The 20036-nt window shown below is 32.3% G+C and carries 20 protein-coding genes and 4 pseudogenes; 14 read left to right on the top strand and 10 right to left on the bottom strand.

What is annotated here, in order from left to right; translation table 11 throughout:
* Positions 1-306: 306 nt before the first annotated feature.
* A complete protein-coding gene (gene exsF, locus NSQ08_RS27985; RefSeq protein WP_340780460.1) occupies positions 307-810 on the bottom strand; it encodes an exosporium protein ExsF in 504 nt (167 codons plus the stop codon).
* A gap of 479 nt (positions 811-1289) precedes the next feature.
* Here exsF and NSQ08_RS27980 point away from each other — a divergent pair, with 479 nt between their 5' ends.
* The 3 genes from NSQ08_RS27980 (at position 1290) to NSQ08_RS27970 (ending at position 2440) form a co-directional block, all read left to right on the top strand.
* Complete coding sequence (locus NSQ08_RS27980; protein WP_000738549.1) at positions 1290-1436, top strand: BC1881 family protein; 147 nt, start codon at positions 1290-1292, stop codon at positions 1434-1436.
* Between the two features lie 298 nt (positions 1437-1734).
* The gene (locus NSQ08_RS27975) at positions 1735-1968 is read left to right on the top strand and encodes a hypothetical protein (RefSeq protein ID WP_085309725.1); all 234 of its coding nucleotides are present in this window, start codon (positions 1735-1737) and stop codon (positions 1966-1968) included.
* A gap of 238 nt (positions 1969-2206) precedes the next feature.
* Entirely contained in the window at positions 2207-2440 is a 234-nt protein-coding gene (locus tag NSQ08_RS27970) for a YuzF family protein (protein WP_340780458.1), read from the top strand.
* Between the two features lie 67 nt (positions 2441-2507).
* Here the strand turns inward: NSQ08_RS27970 and NSQ08_RS27965 are convergent, their stop codons facing one another.
* The 5 genes from NSQ08_RS27965 to NSQ08_RS27945 form a co-directional block, all read right to left on the bottom strand.
* Positions 2508-2783, bottom strand: a complete 276-nt coding sequence (locus NSQ08_RS27965) for a hypothetical protein (protein ID WP_340780457.1) — start codon at positions 2781-2783, stop codon at positions 2508-2510.
* Positions 2784-3131: 348 nt separating this feature from the next.
* A complete protein-coding gene (locus NSQ08_RS27960; protein ID WP_002144214.1) occupies positions 3132-3866 on the bottom strand; it encodes a Bax inhibitor-1/YccA family protein in 735 nt (244 codons plus the stop codon).
* Between the two features lie 39 nt (positions 3867-3905).
* Positions 3906-4700 (bottom strand): hypothetical protein, encoded by a 795-nt coding sequence (locus NSQ08_RS27955; RefSeq protein WP_002144213.1) that lies wholly within the window; start codon positions 4698-4700, stop codon positions 3906-3908.
* Positions 4697-5395 (bottom strand): ABC transporter ATP-binding protein, encoded by a 699-nt coding sequence (locus NSQ08_RS27950; protein WP_002144211.1) that lies wholly within the window; start codon positions 5393-5395, stop codon positions 4697-4699. The genes NSQ08_RS27955 and NSQ08_RS27950 overlap by 4 nt, the downstream gene beginning before the upstream one ends.
* Positions 5392-5772 carry a GntR family transcriptional regulator gene (locus NSQ08_RS27945; protein WP_002144210.1) on the bottom strand — a complete coding sequence of 127 codons (381 nt, stop codon included), beginning with the start codon at positions 5770-5772 and terminating at the stop codon, positions 5392-5394. The genes NSQ08_RS27950 and NSQ08_RS27945 overlap by 4 nt, the downstream gene beginning before the upstream one ends.
* Before the next feature lie 784 nt (positions 5773-6556).
* Between NSQ08_RS27945 and NSQ08_RS27940 the strand changes: the two genes are divergently transcribed.
* The gene (locus NSQ08_RS27940) at positions 6557-8539 is read left to right on the top strand and encodes a methyl-accepting chemotaxis protein (protein ID WP_340780456.1); all 1983 of its coding nucleotides are present in this window, start codon (positions 6557-6559) and stop codon (positions 8537-8539) included.
* Positions 8540-8632: 93 nt separating this feature from the next.
* Here the strand turns inward: NSQ08_RS27940 and NSQ08_RS27935 are convergent, their stop codons facing one another.
* Positions 8633-9340, bottom strand: a complete 708-nt coding sequence (locus tag NSQ08_RS27935; RefSeq protein ID WP_002191442.1) for an IS6 family transposase — start codon at positions 9338-9340, stop codon at positions 8633-8635.
* Between the two features lie 105 nt (positions 9341-9445).
* A pseudogene (locus NSQ08_RS27930) lies at positions 9446-9632 on the bottom strand (hypothetical protein).
* An 829-nt stretch (positions 9633-10461) separates the two neighbouring features.
* Here NSQ08_RS27930 and tnpA point away from each other — a divergent pair.
* The 6 genes and pseudogenes from tnpA to NSQ08_RS27900 all read left to right on the top strand — a co-directional run bounded on the left by tnpA (position 10462) and on the right by NSQ08_RS27900 (position 14670).
* On the top strand, positions 10462-10860 hold the full coding sequence (gene tnpA, locus NSQ08_RS27925) for an IS200/IS605 family transposase (RefSeq protein WP_113937393.1): 399 nt from the start codon (positions 10462-10464) through the stop codon (positions 10858-10860).
* 11 nt (positions 10861-10871) lie between these two features.
* A pseudogene (locus tag NSQ08_RS27920) lies at positions 10872-11738 on the top strand (RNA-guided endonuclease TnpB family protein); the annotation flags it as partial.
* 88 nt (positions 11739-11826) lie between these two features.
* A complete protein-coding gene (locus tag NSQ08_RS27915; protein WP_340780455.1) occupies positions 11827-12534 on the top strand; it encodes an IS6 family transposase in 708 nt (235 codons plus the stop codon).
* A 60-nt stretch (positions 12535-12594) separates the two neighbouring features.
* Positions 12595-12708, top strand: a pseudogene (locus NSQ08_RS27910) (class II aldolase); the annotation flags it as partial.
* A 104-nt stretch (positions 12709-12812) separates the two neighbouring features.
* Positions 12813-13604, top strand: a complete 792-nt coding sequence (locus NSQ08_RS27905) for a 5-deoxy-glucuronate isomerase (RefSeq protein ID WP_201055183.1) — start codon at positions 12813-12815, stop codon at positions 13602-13604.
* Between the two features lie 181 nt (positions 13605-13785).
* The gene (locus NSQ08_RS27900) at positions 13786-14670 is read left to right on the top strand and encodes an Rpn family recombination-promoting nuclease/putative transposase (RefSeq protein WP_002065464.1); all 885 of its coding nucleotides are present in this window, start codon (positions 13786-13788) and stop codon (positions 14668-14670) included.
* A gap of 291 nt (positions 14671-14961) precedes the next feature.
* Here the strand turns inward: NSQ08_RS27900 and NSQ08_RS27895 are convergent, their stop codons facing one another.
* The gene (locus tag NSQ08_RS27895) at positions 14962-15120 is read right to left on the bottom strand and encodes a Phr family secreted Rap phosphatase inhibitor (protein WP_340780454.1); all 159 of its coding nucleotides are present in this window, start codon (positions 15118-15120) and stop codon (positions 14962-14964) included.
* A complete protein-coding gene (locus NSQ08_RS27890; protein WP_340780453.1) occupies positions 15120-16220 on the bottom strand; it encodes a response regulator aspartate phosphatase in 1101 nt (366 codons plus the stop codon). The genes NSQ08_RS27895 and NSQ08_RS27890 overlap by 1 nt, the downstream gene beginning before the upstream one ends.
* Positions 16221-16590: 370 nt before the next feature.
* On the opposite strand from NSQ08_RS27890, the gene NSQ08_RS27885 reads away from it, so the two are divergent.
* The 4 genes and pseudogenes from NSQ08_RS27885 (at position 16591) to NSQ08_RS27870 (ending at position 19796) form a co-directional block, all read left to right on the top strand.
* A complete protein-coding gene (locus tag NSQ08_RS27885) occupies positions 16591-16809 on the top strand; it encodes a hypothetical protein (RefSeq protein ID WP_040963208.1) in 219 nt (72 codons plus the stop codon).
* Positions 16810-17257: 448 nt separating this feature from the next.
* A pseudogene (locus tag NSQ08_RS27880) lies at positions 17258-17857 on the top strand (hypothetical protein).
* Between the two features lie 81 nt (positions 17858-17938).
* Positions 17939-18166: a hypothetical protein gene (locus tag NSQ08_RS27875; RefSeq protein WP_340780452.1), complete on the top strand. Its 228-nt coding sequence runs from the start codon at positions 17939-17941 to the stop codon at positions 18164-18166.
* Between the two features lie 271 nt (positions 18167-18437).
* Positions 18438-19796 carry an amino acid dehydrogenase gene (locus NSQ08_RS27870; RefSeq protein ID WP_340780451.1) on the top strand — a complete coding sequence of 453 codons (1359 nt, stop codon included), beginning with the start codon at positions 18438-18440 and terminating at the stop codon, positions 19794-19796.
* The last annotated feature ends 240 nt before the right edge of the window (positions 19797-20036 follow it).

Raw genomic sequence — 20036 nt, 5'->3', positions numbered from 1 at the left:
GAACAGCCTCTATAAAACTAAAGAGCGCTTTTTAAGCGCTCTGAAACAAGTTTATTTGAGAGAGGAATCTAGATATTATATGTATACTGTTTTAGAATGTTATAGTTATAAAGCTTGATTGTCAGTTAATAAAAAATAAAGCACACATATAAGTGTGCTCTTATGAAAGCTTTAAATTTGTATGACTTGATGGTCACCATACAATAAAATATGCTTGTTTGATATAAATGTGTGATAAAACTGCAAAAATATATTTTGATGTGCAGGAGAAAAATTAAATGTTGGTTGGCTAGCATTGTGCTTCTATTAGCGAATTTGTACAACTGTTAATGCTGCAGCACGAATGTCTACTGTACCAATTACTTCAACTGGTACAATTTGAATTAAATCACCAGGGTTTAAGTTAATTAGAATGACACCGCTGGATACATCGACTTCGCCAGTACCAAAAATATTAGAACGAACTGCGGTTCCTGATCCTGCAATAATGTTAGTTGGTGAATTTAGCGTCAAGAAAAAGCGCGCTGCTTCCGGTGCTACGGGAACGTTATCAAGGCTTATCGTTAATGTATAACTGATTTGATAAATACCAGCAACTTGAATTCTAATACCAGTTCCAATACTAATTGTATTATTTATTACAGGGACAGTAATATTAGGATTTGGGCCTGTACTAGGTAATAGTAGTGGTGTGAATAATGTTGCAAATTGAGGTGCAGTAGCATTGAAAGCAAAACCGAGGGCAGGTAGTGTACTGGGGGCTTGTGCTTCACAATTAAAGTTAGTAAATCTATGACTAGATGAGAACATATTATCACTCCTTTCTTTAATAAAGATAACGTGAGTGATAATCCCACGTTATGGACAAGCATAATATAATATATGAAAGTTTATAGTGAATAGTGCAGAGGTGTTAATGTTATGGGGAAATATTAATTTGAACATAGAATGACTATAAATTTTATGTAGAAAATAAAAAAAGCAACTAGCAAAAGCTAACTGCTCAGGTCCGGTGATACACTCATACTGCTGGAGGTCAATTAAATGGGTTATGGATATCGCCTATCTGCAGTATTGACGAAATGTTTATTAAAGAAGCATAGTGATAATTTATTATTTGTTTTAAATATAAGATTACTATTTTATTATATCGAGTAATTACGTAAAATTGATAAGCGAACTGGTAACACCATATGGTCAACTACAAAAAATGGTTTCCAGACCAGGAAACCATTTTTAATTTCATTTACATAACAATAATAAATTAAGCAGTAAGAAGGAGTGCACACATGAAAAAAATGTTAACAAAAGAATTAAGTAATGAATTAAAGAAGCGGGAAGGGGTCATTTCTATTACAGTTGAGCCTTATGAAAAAATCGAAGTTGGTGGAATTCGTGTAGATGGACCAGCTGTTATTCTAATTAATCAAGAATAGCTAAAAATAGTTGAATGCACGAAGAAAAGGATCAGCCTTTAAGAGAAGGGAGGATCCTTTTTGTTTGCTGCAGCTAATATGGGATATACATAACTTTTATCTGATGTGTTGGGGTTAAAAGGAAGGAGAGGGGTCGGGATTATCATGGTGGAAAGCTTAATATTGGTAGGATTTCTTTTTACGTTATATAAATTAGTTGATAAAAAAACAAACTAATTATTTAGAGCGAGATATTGTTTCCTTTTTAAGAGCGAGATTTATTTGATAGTGAAATGGATAGTGTAAAGGAGGAATTTAGATGGATGCAAGGAAAGAACGCATAAAATACGAGAAGATGTCAAAGAACTATGAACGTATTTATTTAGTTTCGTTTCTCCTATTAATTGTACTTGTTTGTAGTAGTGTAATTATCATAGGAGCTACAGGGGGAACATATGGAGTGTTTTTGTTGTTAGCAATTTTACTTAACGCACGTATTACTAAAGAATCTCAAAAAAAGTATGAGCAGTATTCTAATAAAGGGCGTATTTAAAATGATACATATCTTGAAAGGAACAACCTGGATGTACATGCAAAGTATCCCGATATCATCACCTATTAACTAGAAAAAGTGACCTTATATAAATAATTTTTTAGCAATTTAGAAATAGAAAACGTACCTTATTAAAATGTTATTTTCGTTCACATAATGATTTATCCTTCTAGCATATTTATAAGATTTATATCATATATTAAGAGAAAGAATGTAAGTTAGAAAGGAGTCTTATAGAATGAGTTATTTGGAGGGAAATGACTTTAGTGAACAAAATATGGTAAGTGTACCTAATCCCTACGTATATCAGACATTACAATCGGTAATTGGTAAACATGTGGTTATTGAAACTGTAAGAGGTAATGTAAGAGGAAAGTTAAAGGATGTGAAACCCGATCATTTGCTCATTGAAGATACGGTACCGTATCTTGTACGCATTCAACAAATTGTATGGATTATGCCAAAACAATAATCAAATTACATCTAATTAGATTTATAACAGATTAGCGTCATAGACGACCAAGTAAAAACACAGGGTTTTATCTCTGTGTTTCTTCAAATTTTCGTTTTTGAATATATGCTTGAGCATGAATAATTTCTTCCTGAAGCTCTTTTAATTCTTTCATAGATTCTGATTCAATAGCCATGTAAGTAGTAACTAAACTGATCATCATATCCATTTTCTCTACTATATTTTGAATGACCTGTTTAGATTGCTCTTTTTTAGGGTGTTGTATTGCCTTTAATACATTTTCCATATAATTGTTCTTTCTTTGCTGGATATCATAAATAAACTGTTTTGTGTTTGAGTTCATTTGTTGTTCCTCCGTTTTGGATATATTTCCATTCTATCATATTTGAATAGAAAATATTGGATTCCCCTAAATTCACACCTGTCTTGTACATCTCCTCAAATATACAAACTAATTCCTTAACGTACAGCAAACACCTTAAAATGTGTCCAAGTTGTGTCTAAACGTACAATTTTCTTTTTTGGTATGGTGACCCCATACCTATCAAGCTAAGAAAAGTAAATACCCCAAAATGAGAAAATTGGCATCCTCAGGTGAAAATGTACATTTTTTGTTTTGGGGGTACTTCAAAATTTTAGGTTGATGGGCATTCAAAAACATCCTGCATGTTTGAAGCATGCAGGATGTTTTCTAGTCTTTGTTTTTCATAATGTAAGAAACCAGACGAAGGATCTCCAAGTATAACCATACTAATGTCATCATAAGCCCTACTGCGCTGTACCATTCCATATACTTTGGCGCTCCACTATGAGTACCATTTTCAATTGAATCAAAATCTAGTAATAAATCTAATGCAGCAACAACAATTACAATTGTACTTATGATGATACTAATTGTCCCACCTTGGTGTATATATGGAACAGTCACCCCTAAGATGCCCAGTAAGAAAACAATAAAATACATAATAAAAATTCCAAGTGTTGCAACCATTACAACCGCGCGAAACTTTTTAGTTACTTTTACTATTCGAGTTGCGTATAACACTAACATGGCAAATAAAATTGAAATCGTTAGTAATACGGCAGTTAAAGCGATAGAATTACCAAAACGCATTGTATAATATGCTGAAATACTTCCTAATAAAATCCCTTGTAATACTGCATAAATCGGTGCGCAAATTGGGGATATGCGCGGAATGAATATAACTACAAATGCGACAATTAGAGTAACTATTATAATTCCAACTAACACAGGTATTTTCATTGTTCCTTGTGTCATCTGTACGTATGAATAGACAGACGCTGCAAGAAGTAAGATAAGCAAAATGAATGTTTTTGCTATCGTTCCGCCAATAGTCATCGTAGAAGCATTTGTATTCTCTTTATGAAATTTTTCTTTTTTTAATATTGGATTAGTTGTTCTCATTTTTTCCTCCTAAATACACTCTACCTTTGAAGCAGATCTTTATATTTCTAATTTTTTATCAATGATACGACCTGTAATAGCTGTTAGGACAATTATGAATAAGCAAGTGAAACAAATATCTAAAATAGTGAACCCTTCACTCGGATACAGTGATGTGTCAATAAAACCATTGTTATCTATGAACCCCGTACTCTTTATGGTGATTACATATTTCTCTAATTTACTTAAAACGTCCAGTATGAATGTTTGGATTATTAAGAATAAAGAAAGGAAAATAACTGATAAAACCATCTTACTCATTGATGACTTTATAGGAATCAGCTTTGTAATTACCATGGTGAAATAGCAGGAGATTAATATACTCATGAAATCGATTCCCCATAATAAAACAGAAAGTATGTGATGAAGAAATCCATATGCATATAACTTATGAAATTCTTGTTGGTATCCCCCGACCACTTTTCCTCCGTAGGTACTTTGGGAGAAATAGTATAGAAAAATTAAGCCTATTACTAGTAAAAGAATAAACATTAACGTGAAAAAGAATAAATTTGCATATATATTTTTTTTTCCTGAGATGGCTGTATAACGTATCATAGTATTTTTTAGCATTTTATTGAAAGAAGGCAAAGCTATTAAAAGCAATAAAAATGCAGTGATACCTATAATTAATACATATATACCTAATGTTATATCCTTTGTAAGCTGATTTGTTAGCTTTGATAGTCCCTTCATATTAAATAAAAAAAGTAATGAAATAGTCATAAATCCAAAATAAAGGATGGCTATCTTTTTTCTATTACAATTAAATAAATAGCGAAAAAGTGGATTCATTTCTCAAAAACCTCCTTAAATAACTCATGTACTGCTTTTCCATGGTGAAAACGAATTTCTTCTACATTTTCATGCAATACAATGCTCCCGTCTTTTAAAAAGATTACCTCATCAAATATATTTTCAATTTCCTCTATTAAATGAGTCGAAATAAGAATGGTACTATCTTCACGATAAAAGCTAAGAATTAAATCTACTATATGCTTTCTAGAAACAAGATCAATTCCACCTAATGGCTCGTCTAATACATATACCGTTGCTTTTCTTGAAAAAGTTAATATTAGCTGTAATATCCCTGTTTTCCCTTTTGATAAGATGCTTATATTCTCCTCTAGCGGGATCTTAAAGTTAGCTATTAAATCTATTGCTTGTTGTAGATTAAAATCAGCATACATATCTCGATAGAACAACAAAGCATCTTTTACGGTCATCCATTTTTCAAAAACAGGACTATCAGGCATAAATGAAACGATTTTTTTCGTTTCTAATCCCACCTTTTTATCTTTAATTGTAATACTTCCTTTAGAAGGAAAACGTAAACCCGAAATCATTTTTAATAATGTCGTTTTCCCACTACCATTTTCACCAACAAGACCGATAATTTTTCCTTCTGAGATTGTTAGGCTTACATCTTGAATCACTGTTTTTAAATCATATCTTTTCGACAGATTTTCAACTTTCAATAATTCTTTCATTCATTTCCCTCCTTTTTCTTTTCCAAAGAAGAACGGAGTATTGAGAGAACCTCTTCTTCCATAAATCCTAAGTTATTCATTCCATTTATAAAATTATCAAGCAACTCTTTTGCCATTTCTTTGCGTAGCTCTGTAATTTTTTCTTCATTCATTGTTACAAATCTTCCTGTTCCTCTACGTGTCTCAGCAATACCTTCCCGTTCTAGCTCTTGAAACGTACGTTGAATTGTATTTGGATTCACTTGTAATTCACCCGCTAATTCACGTACAGCAGGAATTTTTTCACCTGGCGCCAAACGTCCTGTTACAATTTCTTTTTTGATGTATTCCATTACCTGAACATAAATAGGGGTATTAGGAGAAAACTCAGTTTTCATTTCTTTCCTCCTCTGTATTAGTGTACTAGACAAATAGTACACTAATGTAAATTATATGTAAATAGTTATTTTGAAAACCATAACAAATGGAAGGTGATATATTTAGTGAATTCATGTAAACACCCAGGTGCCAAAAATGACCGTTTATGGGACTTTATTTATTTCTATCCAAATAGAGAAATCTACTAGTCAAATTCAGTTTCAAAACCCCTTACCAAATATTTTTTCATTTTAATATTTAAAACTTATGTATACATGTTACAATATAGTCCTCCAATTTATTTTATTCTTCTATTTAGAATTTATGGTTCAGTAATCCAATAAAAAAGCGGCTGTAGTAACTAGATTTGTTAATGAAGTGAAGAATTTAGAGTAGTTTAAAAAGCCATTAAGTAGAATTATCCAGGGGATATATTCACTTAGTTAAGTTTTAGGGGATTTCTTATGTTAAGGATTTCATACAATTTAAATAGGCCTAAATTAAACCTTTTATCCAATCAAAACTAAAAACCATTTTAATAGAGTGAAGTATATATTTAATACGGTTTATTTGGAATAATTCTTAGTTTTATATTTGCTTAAAATAGAAAAATAACATATTTGTAAGGGGGGATAAATAAAACTCCGCTTGTGAAAGCTATATCGCTATCTATGAAGATGCATGTAAAAGAATATAGTAGTAATTTCATTTCAAATGATACCATAAATAATTGTAGAAAAAGATAAAGGAGTAAACATTTAAATAAATAATATGAGTTGTAAGAATGAAAAGGAGAAGTAAATCGTGTTTAATATAAAAAAAAAATTGGAACAAATAAAGCTAAAAACGAAGTTGTCTATGGCATTTATTGCAATATTAATTATACCTAGTCTTATCGTAGGAATAACATCTTATGATGAGGCGAAAACAGATCTTAATGAAACAATTCTACAAACAGCAAAAGATAATGTAAGTATTTTAGATAAGATTGTTGATGATGAATTAGAAAATAAATATATAGATGTAACTTATTTTGCAAAATTACTCACACAAGGCAATTATAATCCTGATCAATTACAAAATGTACAGAGTAAATTTGAACAATATATACAGTTACATCCAGAGATAGAAACAATTTATTCCGCATCCAGTAACAATCAATTTATTCATGCGCCTGTTGGAGAAATACCAGAAGGATTTAATCCGTTAGAAAGTAGTTGGTATAAGGATGCAGTAAAAGCAAATGGTGAAATTATTGTTTCATCTCCGTATAAATCAAAGGCTACTGGAAATATGGTAATAGCAGTTGCTAAACAAAATGAAGATAAAAGTGGTGTCATTGGTATGGACTTGAATATTGATGATATCGTAAAAACATCTAAAATGATAAAAATAGGAAAGCAAGGTTTTGTATCTATAGTGGGGCAAGATAAAACTATAGTTGTTCATCCAACATTAAAACCTGGTGAAAAATTAGAGAAATCTTTAGCAGATGAACTTTATAAGAAAGAAGATGGAGAGATTACGTATAGCCTCAATGGTGAGGATCGAAGCATAAGCTTTAAGACAAATAAAAAAACAGGTTGGAAAATAGCTGGTGTAATGCCTACGAAAGAAATTGAAGAAGCTACCAATCCTATTTTTTATAAAACATTTGCTATAATAGGAGCTTCATTATTATTAGGTGGAATTATAATTTTCTTCATTCTTAGATCTATTATTAATCCACTAAGACAATTAGTTATTTCAGCTCAAAGAATTAGTCGAGGAGATTTAACGGAGAAAATTGATATTCGTTCAAAGGATGAACTTGGTCAATTGGGTGATAGTTTCAATGCAATGGCAGAGTCTTTACGCAATATTATTTCACAAATTAACACATCTGCAGGACATGTAGCAGCTTCTTCTGAGGAACTAACTGCTAGTGTAGAGCAAGCAAGTGTTGCAACAGAACAAATTACAAAAGAAATGGAAGAAATCTCACATAGTGCAGAAGTTCAAAATAATGAAGTTGAGTCTGGAGCTAAATTAATAGGTGAGGTAACACGAAATATTCAATGTGTAGCTGATAATGCTTCTGAAGTATCGACCTCATCTTTATACACAAAACAAAAAGCAAATGAGGGGGAACAATTAGTAGAACAAACTGTAACACAAATGCAGTCTATACATAATTCTGTTTCCCAATCCGATAATGTAATTAAATTATTAGATAAGAAATCGCAGCAAATAGGCACTATATTAGAAGCGATTCAGAATATTGCTGAACAAACAAATCTACTAGCACTAAATGCGGCGATTGAGGCCGCTAGGGCAGGAGAACAGGGACGAGGATTTGCAATTGTTGCGGATGAAGTTGGGAAATTAGCGGAACAATCAGGACAATCTTCAATGGAAATTGGAAGTTTAATTAAGGAAATACAATTAGATGTACACGAGACTGTAAAAGCTATGAATGAAGTGGGAATAGAAGTACAGTCGGGAATTAAGGTCGCGAATGATACAAAACAAAGTTTTTATGAAATTTCAAATGCAGCGAATGATATCGTTTCCAAAGTACATGGTATGGTGGAGCTATCAAATAAGATGACATCTGATGCAATGCAAGTCGATACATCTATTAATCAAATAGCAGTAGCTGTAAAAGAGAACACCACAAGTATGCAAACTATAGCTGGTTCATCCGAAGAACAACATGCTTCCATGGAAGAGATAAATTCTTCAGCAATTCAATTAGCACAAATGGCCGAAGAACTTCAAGATTTAATTGGAGGATTTAAGGTATAAGTTCAGATTATAGGAAAGAATAACAGGAAGGGTTCTGGTGCAAAAATAAAGTAAAAGAGAATAAAGCATATATATTCCTAACGGAATCGTATCTTATGCTACAAGTCCAAACAATTGATGGACGAATTCTTTCTGATTTTGGATAGACTGGTTCCGTAAATTAATCTGTTCTTTTTTAATCATATGCATGGCTTCTACTCCAGAAAGAATGGATATAGCTGTGTCAAAAGATTTGAGCCCTAGCATAGAACGGATACGCTTCTTTATAAAGCGATGATCTTGTTCTACTATATTATTCAAGTACTTTTGTTGTCTAAGTTGCATACCATCAGGTATGCTTTTTTCTTTTTTCAACTGTTCAATTGCTATAGGATAAGCCGGATTCTTATCGACTGTTATCACACGTGGCTTTGAAACATGAAAAGACCGCAAAGCTTTCTTGAAAAAGCGCTTTGCAGCCTTTTGGTCTCTTGTTTTGCTTAGACAAAAATCGATTGTGTTTCCTTTCGAATCAACAGCACGGTACAGGTACATCCATTGCCCTTTAACTTTTATATATGTTTCATCAACTCTCCAAGAGTCATTGGTTTGCTTGAGGTGACGACGAATTCGTTTGTCCAATTCAGGACCATACTGATGAACCCAACGCATAATCGTGGTATGAGAAATAGATAAGCCCCGTTCCTTCATCATTTCCACCAAATCACGAAAACTGAGGTTATACCGTAGGTACCATCTTACCGTTAACAAAATTAAATCAGGCTGATAATGCTTCCATTTGAATAAATTTTCCTTTTTCATACTGATCACACACCTTTTCTAGAGTAGTAATATCAGTATGTCCAAGTTTTATAGATTTTTTGCACCAGAACCATAATTTTTGTGAATAATTGCTAAATAGTGAACTTACATAAATGCTTTTAGAAGTTCTTGAATTAATGGGATTGCTCCACCTATAAATTTTAAAACTGCCATTGCGATTTCCATATTATGCTCTCCTCTTTTTTCGTATTAAGATGTGATAAATCTTTATAATCTTATTATAGTAAGCGCTTACAATTATAACAATGAATTTTTTTATGCAATATTGCATATTTATACATTAGATCTCTATTATTCATTTTTTAATGGTACTATAGCGAGGTGAGAGTCTTTAAGGGTTCTCCTTAATAGGAGGAAATATGGAAAGAGTGCAGGCGATTTATAGTAATCAAAAATTTAAGAGTTGGGTTAAACAGGTATTAGCTGTAGGAGGAGTAATAGGGTGCTGCTATTTGGTGTTATATGTTTTCTGTTTCTTAGTTATCATGTAAATATTATACAACTAAACTAGTAGAGTCTTGCCTAGAGAGGTAAGGCTCTTTTATTGTAGTACCTGGAGATGGGCAAACAATATACAATACTTCTTAGGTTTGTCAGATTACTTTGTATCGTGCCTTGTTTCTCTATATTCTAGAACACTAACTCCTATCATTGAGAGTTAATAAACTTCTATTTAAAGTTTCCATTTATATTGAAAACAGAATTCTATTGATAAAAAATATGTTTTTACTAGATACATATTAAAAAGACAAGCATAAATTATATTAGATTTTAGCAAAATCTTTTTGCCTTGGAAAAGGATTTAAATCTTACTTATAGATTTGATTCCTTTTTATATACCATAATCCTTATATTACTACGTAAATATAATACAGTAATAATGATTTAAAAGCAAGAATATTAGTAGGGGTACGTTCACACATCCATCAACTTAAGATTTTAACGAATTCCTCGAAAGAATTCTCCTTCCTCAAGCGCGTGAAGGGCGTAGCCCAGCGGTAGGTGGGAGATGAATTTCGGTTTGGCGTAGCCAAAAGGCTTTGCTTTTTATTTTGCCTCTGATATAATCAGTCTTATAAAGTAAAAAGGTTGGTATATCGATGAAATTAGATAGCAATAATCATTCAGTGTTCTTGTTGTATTATCATCTTGTGTTGGTCGTAAAATACAGAAGAAATGTGTTTGATGATGATATGTCAGATTATGCAAAAGACATGTTTATCAGGTTATCCGAGAATTACAACATAACACTGGTAGAGTGGAATCATGATGTAGACCATGTTCATATTTTGTTCAAGGCACATCCGAATACAGAAATGACAAAATTCATCAATGCTTATAAGAGTGCAAGTTCTCGACTAATCAAGAGAGACTTTCCACAAGTGAAAACGAAACTTTGGAAAGAGATGTTTTGGTCAAGAAGTTTTTGCTTACTAACTACTGGTGGTTCGCCAATAGATGTAGTAAAGAAATATATTGAAAATCAAGATGAAAAGTGAGGTGAAATGATATGACAAAGCATAATAAAGCATATAAATTCCGTTTGTATCCAACAGAAGAACAAGCATATCTTATGCGTAAAACCTTCGGTTGTGTACGTTTCGTGTATAATAGAATGTTAGCAGAACGGAAAGAAGCGTACGAAAAATACAAAGATGATAAGGAACAACTAAGGAAACAAAAGCCTCCAACTCCCGCGAAATATAAAGCAGAATTTGATTGGTTAAAAGAAGTTGACTCATTAGCTCTGGCAAATGCTCAACTACACTTGCAAACTGCCTATAAGAATTTCTTTAGTGGTCAAAATGACTTCCCAACATTCAAAAGTAAAAAAGACAGAAAGTCTTATACAACGAATGTAGTAAACGGAAATATTATGTTGCTTAATAGTCATATCAAATTGCCAAAACTGAAAATGGTACGTATCAAACAGCATAGAGAGATACCACAAGATTATATGATCAAGTCATGTACGATTTCTATGACACCTACTGGTAAATACTATGTGTCCATCTTGACTGAATACGAAAAAGAGATTGTACAAAAAGAAGTAGAAACAGTTGTTGGATTAGACTTTGCGATGGATGGATTATATGTTAGTTCTGAGGGTGAGAAAGCCAATTATCCTAAGTTCTATCGTAAAATGTTAGACCGATTAGCAAAGGCACAACGAGTATTAGCAAGACGCAATAAAGGTTCTGAGCGTTGGAATAAACAACGTATTCGTGTAGCTAAGTTACATGAGAAAGTAGCGAACCAACGTAAGAATTTCCTTCATCATGAGTCTAAAGAGTTGGCTACTCATTTTGATGTTGTAGCTATTGAAGATCTAAACATGAAAGGAATGTCGCAAGCACTTCATTTTGGAAAAAGGGTTCTGGTGCAAAAACTTAAGGACAATTGCAATGAATCTATAAATCTTGGACATACTGTTACTATTACTTTAAAAAGGGTGCGTGATTGGTATGGAAAAGGAAAATTTATTCAAATGGAAGCATTATCAGCCTGATATTATTTTGTTAACGGTAAGATGGTACCTACGGTACAACCTCAGTTTTCGTGATTTGGTGGAAATGCTAGAAGAACGGGATTTATCCATTTCTCATACAACGATTATGCGTTGGGTTCATCAGTATGGTCCTGAATTGGACAAACGAATCCGCCGTCACCTCAAACAAACAAATGACTCTTGGAGAGTCGATGAAACATATATCAAAGTAAAAGGTCAATGGATGTATCTGTATCGTGCTGTTGATTCGAAAGGAAACACAGTTGATTTTTTCCTAAACAAAACAAGAGACCAGAAGGCTGCAAAGCGCTTTTTCAAGAAAGCTTTGCGGTCTTTTCATGTTTCAAAGCCACGTGTTATAACAGTCGATAAGAACCCGGCTTATCCTATAGCAATTGAACAGTTGAAAAAAGAAAAAAGCATACCTGATGGTATGCAACTTAGACAACAAAAGTACTTGAATAACATAGTAGAACAAGATCATCGCTTTATAAAGAAGCGAATCCGTTCTATGCTAGGGTTCAAATGTTTTGACACAGCTACATCCATTCTTTCTGGAGTAGAAGCCATGCATATGATTAAAAAAGAGCAGCTTGATTTACGGGACCAGTCTGTCCAAAATCAGAAAGAATTCATCCATCAATTGTTTGGACTTGCAGCATAAGATACGATTCCGTTAGGAATATATGTGCTTTATTCTCCTATATTTTATTTTTGCACCAGAATCCTAAATACTCCTTATTCAGATTACTTTACGTATCATCAAGATGTAATTGAGGCCGCATACGAAAACGTTAAAAATCATATGCTCATATTCGGAAGTGAAAACAAAGCATAACCAGAAAGGTTTTCTTCATTAATATGAGAAGAAACTCGAAATTTAGTTAGCTGACAAAGATAGAGAATTATAGAGTAGCCATTAATTAAAAGGGGGAGAAAGCCGTGTTAGGAAAATTAGGTGAATTAAATGAAGGGTATAATGTATTAACAGAAATGAACGGTCAATGCAGTGATATGTTAATGGATATAGGCATATATAAGATGTCTAATGGAAAAGAAGAGTTGCTATTTGATAATAAGAATGAAACGGCAGTACTTTTACTAGAAGGGGCAATACGTTTAGAGTGGGATGGAATGGAACAAGTTATTCAAAGGCAGTCTGTTTTTGAAGAAAACCCTTGGTGTTTACATGTGGCTAAAAATGTGAAGGTTACAATTACTGCTCTGTCAGATAGTGAAGTGCTTGTTCAAAAAACAGATAATGATCAAGAATTTGCGTCTAAGTTGTATACTCCAAATGAGTGTCAAAGTGTTGTAGCTGGAGATGGAGTATGGGAGGGAACAGCGCAGCGTGTTATTCGTACGATTTTTGACTATAACAATGCAGCATATTCTAATATGGTAGTAGGAGAAGTTATTTCTTATCCAGGGCGATGGTCCAGTTACCCACCTCATCACCATGATCAACCGGAGGTATATTATTATCGCTTTAACAAGCCGCAGGGATTTGGATGTGCAATGGTTGGGGAGGATGCTCATCGCGTTGTACATAATAGCTTTATTACAATTCCGGGTGAGCTAGACCATCCACAAGCAACAGCGCCTGGATATGCAATGTATTTTTGTTGGATGATTCGACATCTTGAGAATAACCCATGGAATGATCGTATCATGGAGGAAGAACACAAGTGGTTATTAGAACCAAATGCGAAAATTTGGCCAGAAAAAGAATAGATGAAAATAAAGGTTCTGGACAAAAACGATGTCACTTGCAATTGTTTTTGCTCAGAACCACTAATTTTTTGTCAATGTAGGCAGGCTTTTATGTGAGATAACGTAAGAGCCTGTTTGCATGTTCTACCTTTTTTTATGTACAATAAGAATAAGAAATGATATAGACAGGGAGAGAAAATCCATGTCCACTAAATTAGTAAATTTACGCATTGATTTTGCTTTTAAACAGTTATTTGGAACAAAAGGAAATGAGGAAATTTTAACAGGTTTCTTAAATGCAATTCTAGAGGAATCTTTAGATGCACCAATTACATCGCTACAACTAGATGATCCACATCTCCATAAATCTTATGAAGATGATAAGTTATCGATTTTAGACCTATTAGCAACACTAGATAATGGGACACAAGTAAATATAGAAATTCAGCTTCGAAATACACATGATATGGTGAAGCGATCTTTATATTATTGGAGCAAACTTTATACATCCCAAATGCAAGAAGGGATGCCATATCGTTCACTTCGAAAAACAATTACGATTAACTTACTAGATTTTATTTTATTTTCTCAGGATGATGCATTTCATACCATCGGACAATTATGGAATACAAAAATGCAGCAGCTATTAAGTGACGACATTGAAATCCATTTTGTAGAGATACCGAAATTGGTAAAACAATGGCGTGAAGAAAAAGTAAACCCTTGGGAAAATACATTTGTTCGTTGGATGTTATTATTACCAGCACATGAAGATGAACATTTAACTCAAACGTTGGAGGAGATTGCGATGAATCAAGATCCAATTTTACAAAAGGCAATAAATAAATGGGAAAATATGAGCCACGATTCTTCTTTTCGAACAGCATATGAAGCTCGGGAGAAATTGCTTCTAGATGAGCAAGCTAAGCTAGCACATGCAGAACAAGAGGGTATGGAAAAAGGTATTGAGCAAGGTAAGATGCAAATGATTCGAGGGATGCATGAAATTGGTGTACCGCTTGAAACTATTGCAAAAGCAAGTAAGTTGAGTGTAGAGGAAATAGAACGTATCTTGAAATTAAAGTAAATATATATGAACCTATGGTACTCATGAATAAAAGAAAGTAGACGCTCATTATCATGGTACGTTTAATAAAAAAGCATTGCTGAAGATTTTAGCAGTGCTTTTTCTCAATCAACTTTTTGATATTTTTCATTCTGCTCACAATTATATAGAAAAGATGAAAGAAGAACGTGAATAGTCCGAAACAAATATGTTTCGGACTAGGGGTTCAATATTTTATCCATTTTATTCAACATTTTTTAAAGATTAAGAGGCTGAATTTTCTGATTTCTAAAGTGAGAAAAATGTATTACGTTAATCAATAGATACCCCACTAGAGACAATCGGTTTTGTTGGTGCTGGCGTATCTCCGCCATTAAACGAAGAGTGTTGTGATACATTTAAACTAATCGTGCTACATGCTAATGTACTTACTACTACCATACTTAATAACACTTTTTTTATTTTTCTCATTACTTTAACGCTCCTTTTCTCAAATGTTTCTTATCAGCATTATTGCTAATATAGAAATATTTGCTCGCTTTAACATGATTATTTGCCTCGTAAAATTGGAGTGCTAAAATCTCTGCATATTCTTTTACACAATCCCACATGTCCTCTTTTTCAAAATAAGAAATTGCATCAGTAACTACTTTTTCTAATTTAATGCTAGGTAGTTCTGTGATTAGTTCATTTAAAACTGCGAAACGATGCTTATATTCCTCATTTCCTGATTCATTTGTATACTTTATTCCTTGCTCGATATATGCTTTTGCTGTTTCAACGCCTTCTAATTTATAATATGCTCTTGCTAAGACAAATAATGCTTTAAAATGGTTCGGTATGGTATTTATAATTTCAGAACTCTGTCTAATCGCCAATGGATATAAATCTTGAATATTATATAACCAGCCTAAATTGGATCGTACTCGTAATAATAATTGTTCTTCATCATACTTCTTAAAAACATCAATAACCGTATTGAGACATTCTTCCGCTCTTTCAAATTCTCTTAGATCTAAACAAGCCAGTCCATATACATTGTCGCATAAAGCAATATTAATTTCATAGCCTACATGATTCAGGTATATTTCTTTGGCTTTTACTACATGTTGAATCGCTTCAAATGGTTGATAAGATTGATAATAGTAAGTTGAAAATCTATACTCAAACTCGGCTTTTTCTACTTCATCAGGCATATCAATTAAAAGTTCTTCTGCCTTTTCATAGTGTGTTTTCGCTTCAGTATAATTAGCTAAAATTGTAGAGTGGATTGCCTTAAAGAAATAATAATAGTAAGCTAAAAATGAAAATTCCTCTTTGATATTAGGGAGTTTTTCTATTTGATTAAAAGAATCTTTTGTAATACTCATTCCATCTGCCAAGACTTTATATCTAAAATTCAGTAGGGAATAATAGAATGATACATATTGGTCTGTTTCTATTTCCTTTAAACGTTCTTTTACTTGTAGATATGTCTGTTTTGCTTCTTTTACATGATATAAACGAATTTCTTCATACCATTCATGTAATAATTCCATCAATTGCTTATTACTTTTTTCTTGAACAGTCATAATATCCCCCATTTCTCTGTAAAGGCTTATTCTGATAATAACAGGAATTAGATAAATTAAATTTAACTACGATTTTTTTCACTAATATAAAGAATATTCTGAATTAAAATAATGTCCATGCTTTTAAATTTGAAAAAGTATGGTTAAGCCAGTACAAGTTTTGTTAATGCTTTTTTTGATTTTGATTTATTAACTGTTGTCTATTGAATACTTCTTATAAGAGGTGGCGTAGCACTATAGTAGAAAAAGAGAGAGCTTATACTGTTATGGTATTGAGAAATACGTAGGGCTTATTAAGCATCAAGGGATTCCTCGAAAATAAATAGAAGTATATCCATATCTATTTACATTGAAGAGGGAGCGTTGGTTTATGATAAGTTTTGGGGTTAATTTACGCACTATTATTAGTTATACACAAGAGAGTAGGAATCTTAATAATATACGGATTTTAAGTAAGTTGGGTATAAGATTATTTGATACATATGGAGAACCATTACCTGTATCAGATGTTAATCGAGAATTAGTAACGGCATTAAAATGCCAAGACATAAATACGCAAAGATATATGTTAAGTCATTTACAAGGTTAGAAAAACCGATATTATGCTGCGTTTTTCCATACATATGTTCTGTCCGATAAACCAAAAAGTTATCATCAAAGGTTTGTGAAATTTTATTTTCTTAAATTGAGTGAATTACGTAGTAATATTTTAAAATTATTTAATTTGGTACTATAGTTTGTATCACCATGAAATGTATAAAACTCGTCTATGTCAATAAAAACAGAATAAAGAATGTGTAATGAAGTACCCATCCAATTATTATGTGTATAACAATTGGATGGGTATTTTTTTACTTATTCCAAAATAGGGACAAAGCTAAATGCAACGGATCGTTATCAAAACGCGAGTGTACAAATGTAACAAATGAAATTTCTATTCATAAGTGTGGTTCTGCTATTTAATCAAGTATGATTTAATACTTTCTTAGTTTTGGTTAAGGAAATTTATATACTTAAAGTAAAGGGGGTAATTTTTAATGAAGGGGGAGGAGAATTTGAAAATGTTCAACTCAGTTGCTCCTAAACAAACAAAAAATGAAGATTTACCATTTGATATTTCCTGGATGACCGATTGGATTGTAGACTGGTTTGGTTCTTTGTTTAATGGCGGCAGTGATGTAATAAAAGATGGGGGAAATAAAGTAGATGGTGTAGTCCATGCGAGTGTGCCTGTATTTTTTGATGTTATTTTCCTTATTCTTTCTGTAGTAATTTTAATTTCATTATTAGTTTTTGGAGCTTCTTTATGGTTTAAACATATAAAGTGGAAAAAAAGATCTATATATTTTGGAGTAGGTTCGTTTATTCTCATTCTATTAATAAGGATTCTACCAGTGTTAATGTTGACAACACGTTCTTTTGATTTTCAAACCTTTATGAGTAATATGGTAGGCTTAATTACTTCTATAATTTTAGGGACAGCTGTATTAATGTTTTTAATATAGCTAGCATTAGGTATGCTTTATAAGAAATTTGAACATCCCAAATATGGAAAATGGAGTTCAAGTTTGAGATATAGTTCAATTTTTATATTTGTAATGACATTGTTAGTACCGGCCCTACTGCGCCATTTATAATTTTGATTCATATAAGGAGAAGGAGGAATAGATTAAAAAGGTTTTTGATGTACGAGATTTTGGCAAAGGGGGAGGGTACTAGTGACTACTTTTGTTGTAATGGTGAGTATATTCTTAATTCTGTTTGTAATTGGTCCCAAAGCGACTAAGAGAAAAGAAGAAAGAGATAGAATTGAAAAAGAACATAAAGAGAAAATGGAGGCTTCAGAGGAAGAAACGATTGACTTAGATATTAATGGGACTAAAGTACGGTTACACAAGAAGCCAAAGCTAAAGAAAAGTATATATAAAATAAAGAGTAATAGATAACGAAAAATTGGGTTACATTTAAAAGTGAGTTTAGAGCAGGTAGCAAAAAAATCGGATAACATTTAAATATTTAGGGGGATTACCTAACAGAATTATTGAGTCATATATATCATGAATTAATTATTCTGGCCGCAGCTCGTTATAATACTCCTATTCGCTTTGTAAATAGTAAGGGGATTTCAGCATTTGAAAGTGCATTAAAAAGATATGCCAATGAGTAAAGTGTAAAATAATGAGCAAGTTGTTTAAAAGGAAGAAATGAGGTTTTAAAGTGGGGAAAGCATTATTTAATGTAATTGGAATAACACTGGTATTCTGTGTGTTTATTACCGCGTGTTCAAAATCTGATACTATACCTTCTAAATCTAGTGAATTAAAAAGTGAAGTAGTTGAAAAGGAAATTAGCAAAAAAGAAATTAAAAAAGAAGATACGAAGACATATGAATCATTATTTGCTACAAATGCCCCTTTAATGATTCAAGAAGGATCAGGTAAATACGCAAAGGAAATAGCACTCTCGTCAGAAGAAATTAATGAACTTAATAAGGAATTGATGAATTTACCAAAGGATTTAAGTGCAGAACAAATATATGTACAATTACTAAATTTACAGGCGCAAAGTTATAAAGAAGCCGTAAGTAAACTGGAGGGAATTATCCCTGAATTGGCGATTAAAGAACAAAATAATGGAAACGTAAATTCTATAAAACCAAAAGATAAATCCCTGAATGTGGAGATCTTACTTGATGCGAGCGGTGGTATGGCTGGTAAAGTTAATGGTCAAATTAAAATGGAAGCCGCTAAGAAAGCTATTTATAACTATCTCGATAAGATTCCGAATAATGCAAATGTAATGTTGAGAGTTTATGGACATAAAGGAAGTAATAATGAAAATGATAAAAGTTTATCCTGTGGATCTTCGGAGGTAATGTACCCATTACAGCCTTATAATAAGGGACAATTTAATGCTGCTTTATCTAAGTTTGGTCCGAAGGGGTGGACGCCGTTAGCATCAGCTATAGAGTCTGTAAATGATGATTTTAAAGAGTATACCGGTGATGAAAACTTAAATGTAGTATATATTGTGAGTGATGGAGAAGAGACTTGTGGGGGAGATCCAGTTAATGCTGCCAAAAATCTCAATCAATCCAATACTCATGCAGTTGTAAATATTATTGGATTTGATGTGAAAAATAGTGAACAACAGCAATTAAAGAATACTGCAGAAGCAGGAAAAGGGAATTATGCGACAGTAAGTAATGCCGACGAATTATATCAAACTCTTAATAAAGAGTATGAAAAACTATATAAAGAATGGGAAAAATGGAAGATCAATCAATACTTCAGTCTGAATACGCAGTGGGCAGATTTATTTATGAATATTAAAAAGGCTCATATGGAAATTAATGATGTAATTAATAAAGAACATTATAATTTAAAGAATAATATTTCTTACTTAAGTGAGAAAGAAATCATTGATAATCATAAAAAGCTCAGTCTTGAAAAACTTATTAAGCTTCGATTTGAAACACTAACTAGTTATTATAATGATAGAGAAATGGAGTTAATAAATCTTATAACTGAAAAAGAAAAGAACATGAAACAACAATTGGAGCAATCTAAACCATAATGAAAAGGTGTTAGAATATATATGGTTGATAATTTATGGTTCATTTCTACATTGTGCATGTTTTATTGGTAACAGGGTGTAGTAGCAAAGATGACACTGGAATTTCCATTACCCCATACCGAAAAAAAAGGGTATAGGTATACTTTCCTGTTTAAAATGTTGTTCGTATAGGAAGCGAATAAGCTTCCTATACGAACAACATTACATATTAATAATTTAGAGGGTTTTAAAAATAAAGAG

The sequence above is a fragment of the Bacillus sp. FSL E2-8887 genome, from assembly GCF_038007205.1.
In the GTDB taxonomy this organism is placed as follows: domain Bacteria; phylum Bacillota; class Bacilli; order Bacillales; family Bacillaceae_G; genus Bacillus_A; species Bacillus_A mycoides.
The sequence above is the reverse complement of the archived record's forward strand: the minus strand, read 5'-3'. Positions and strand labels throughout refer to the sequence as shown.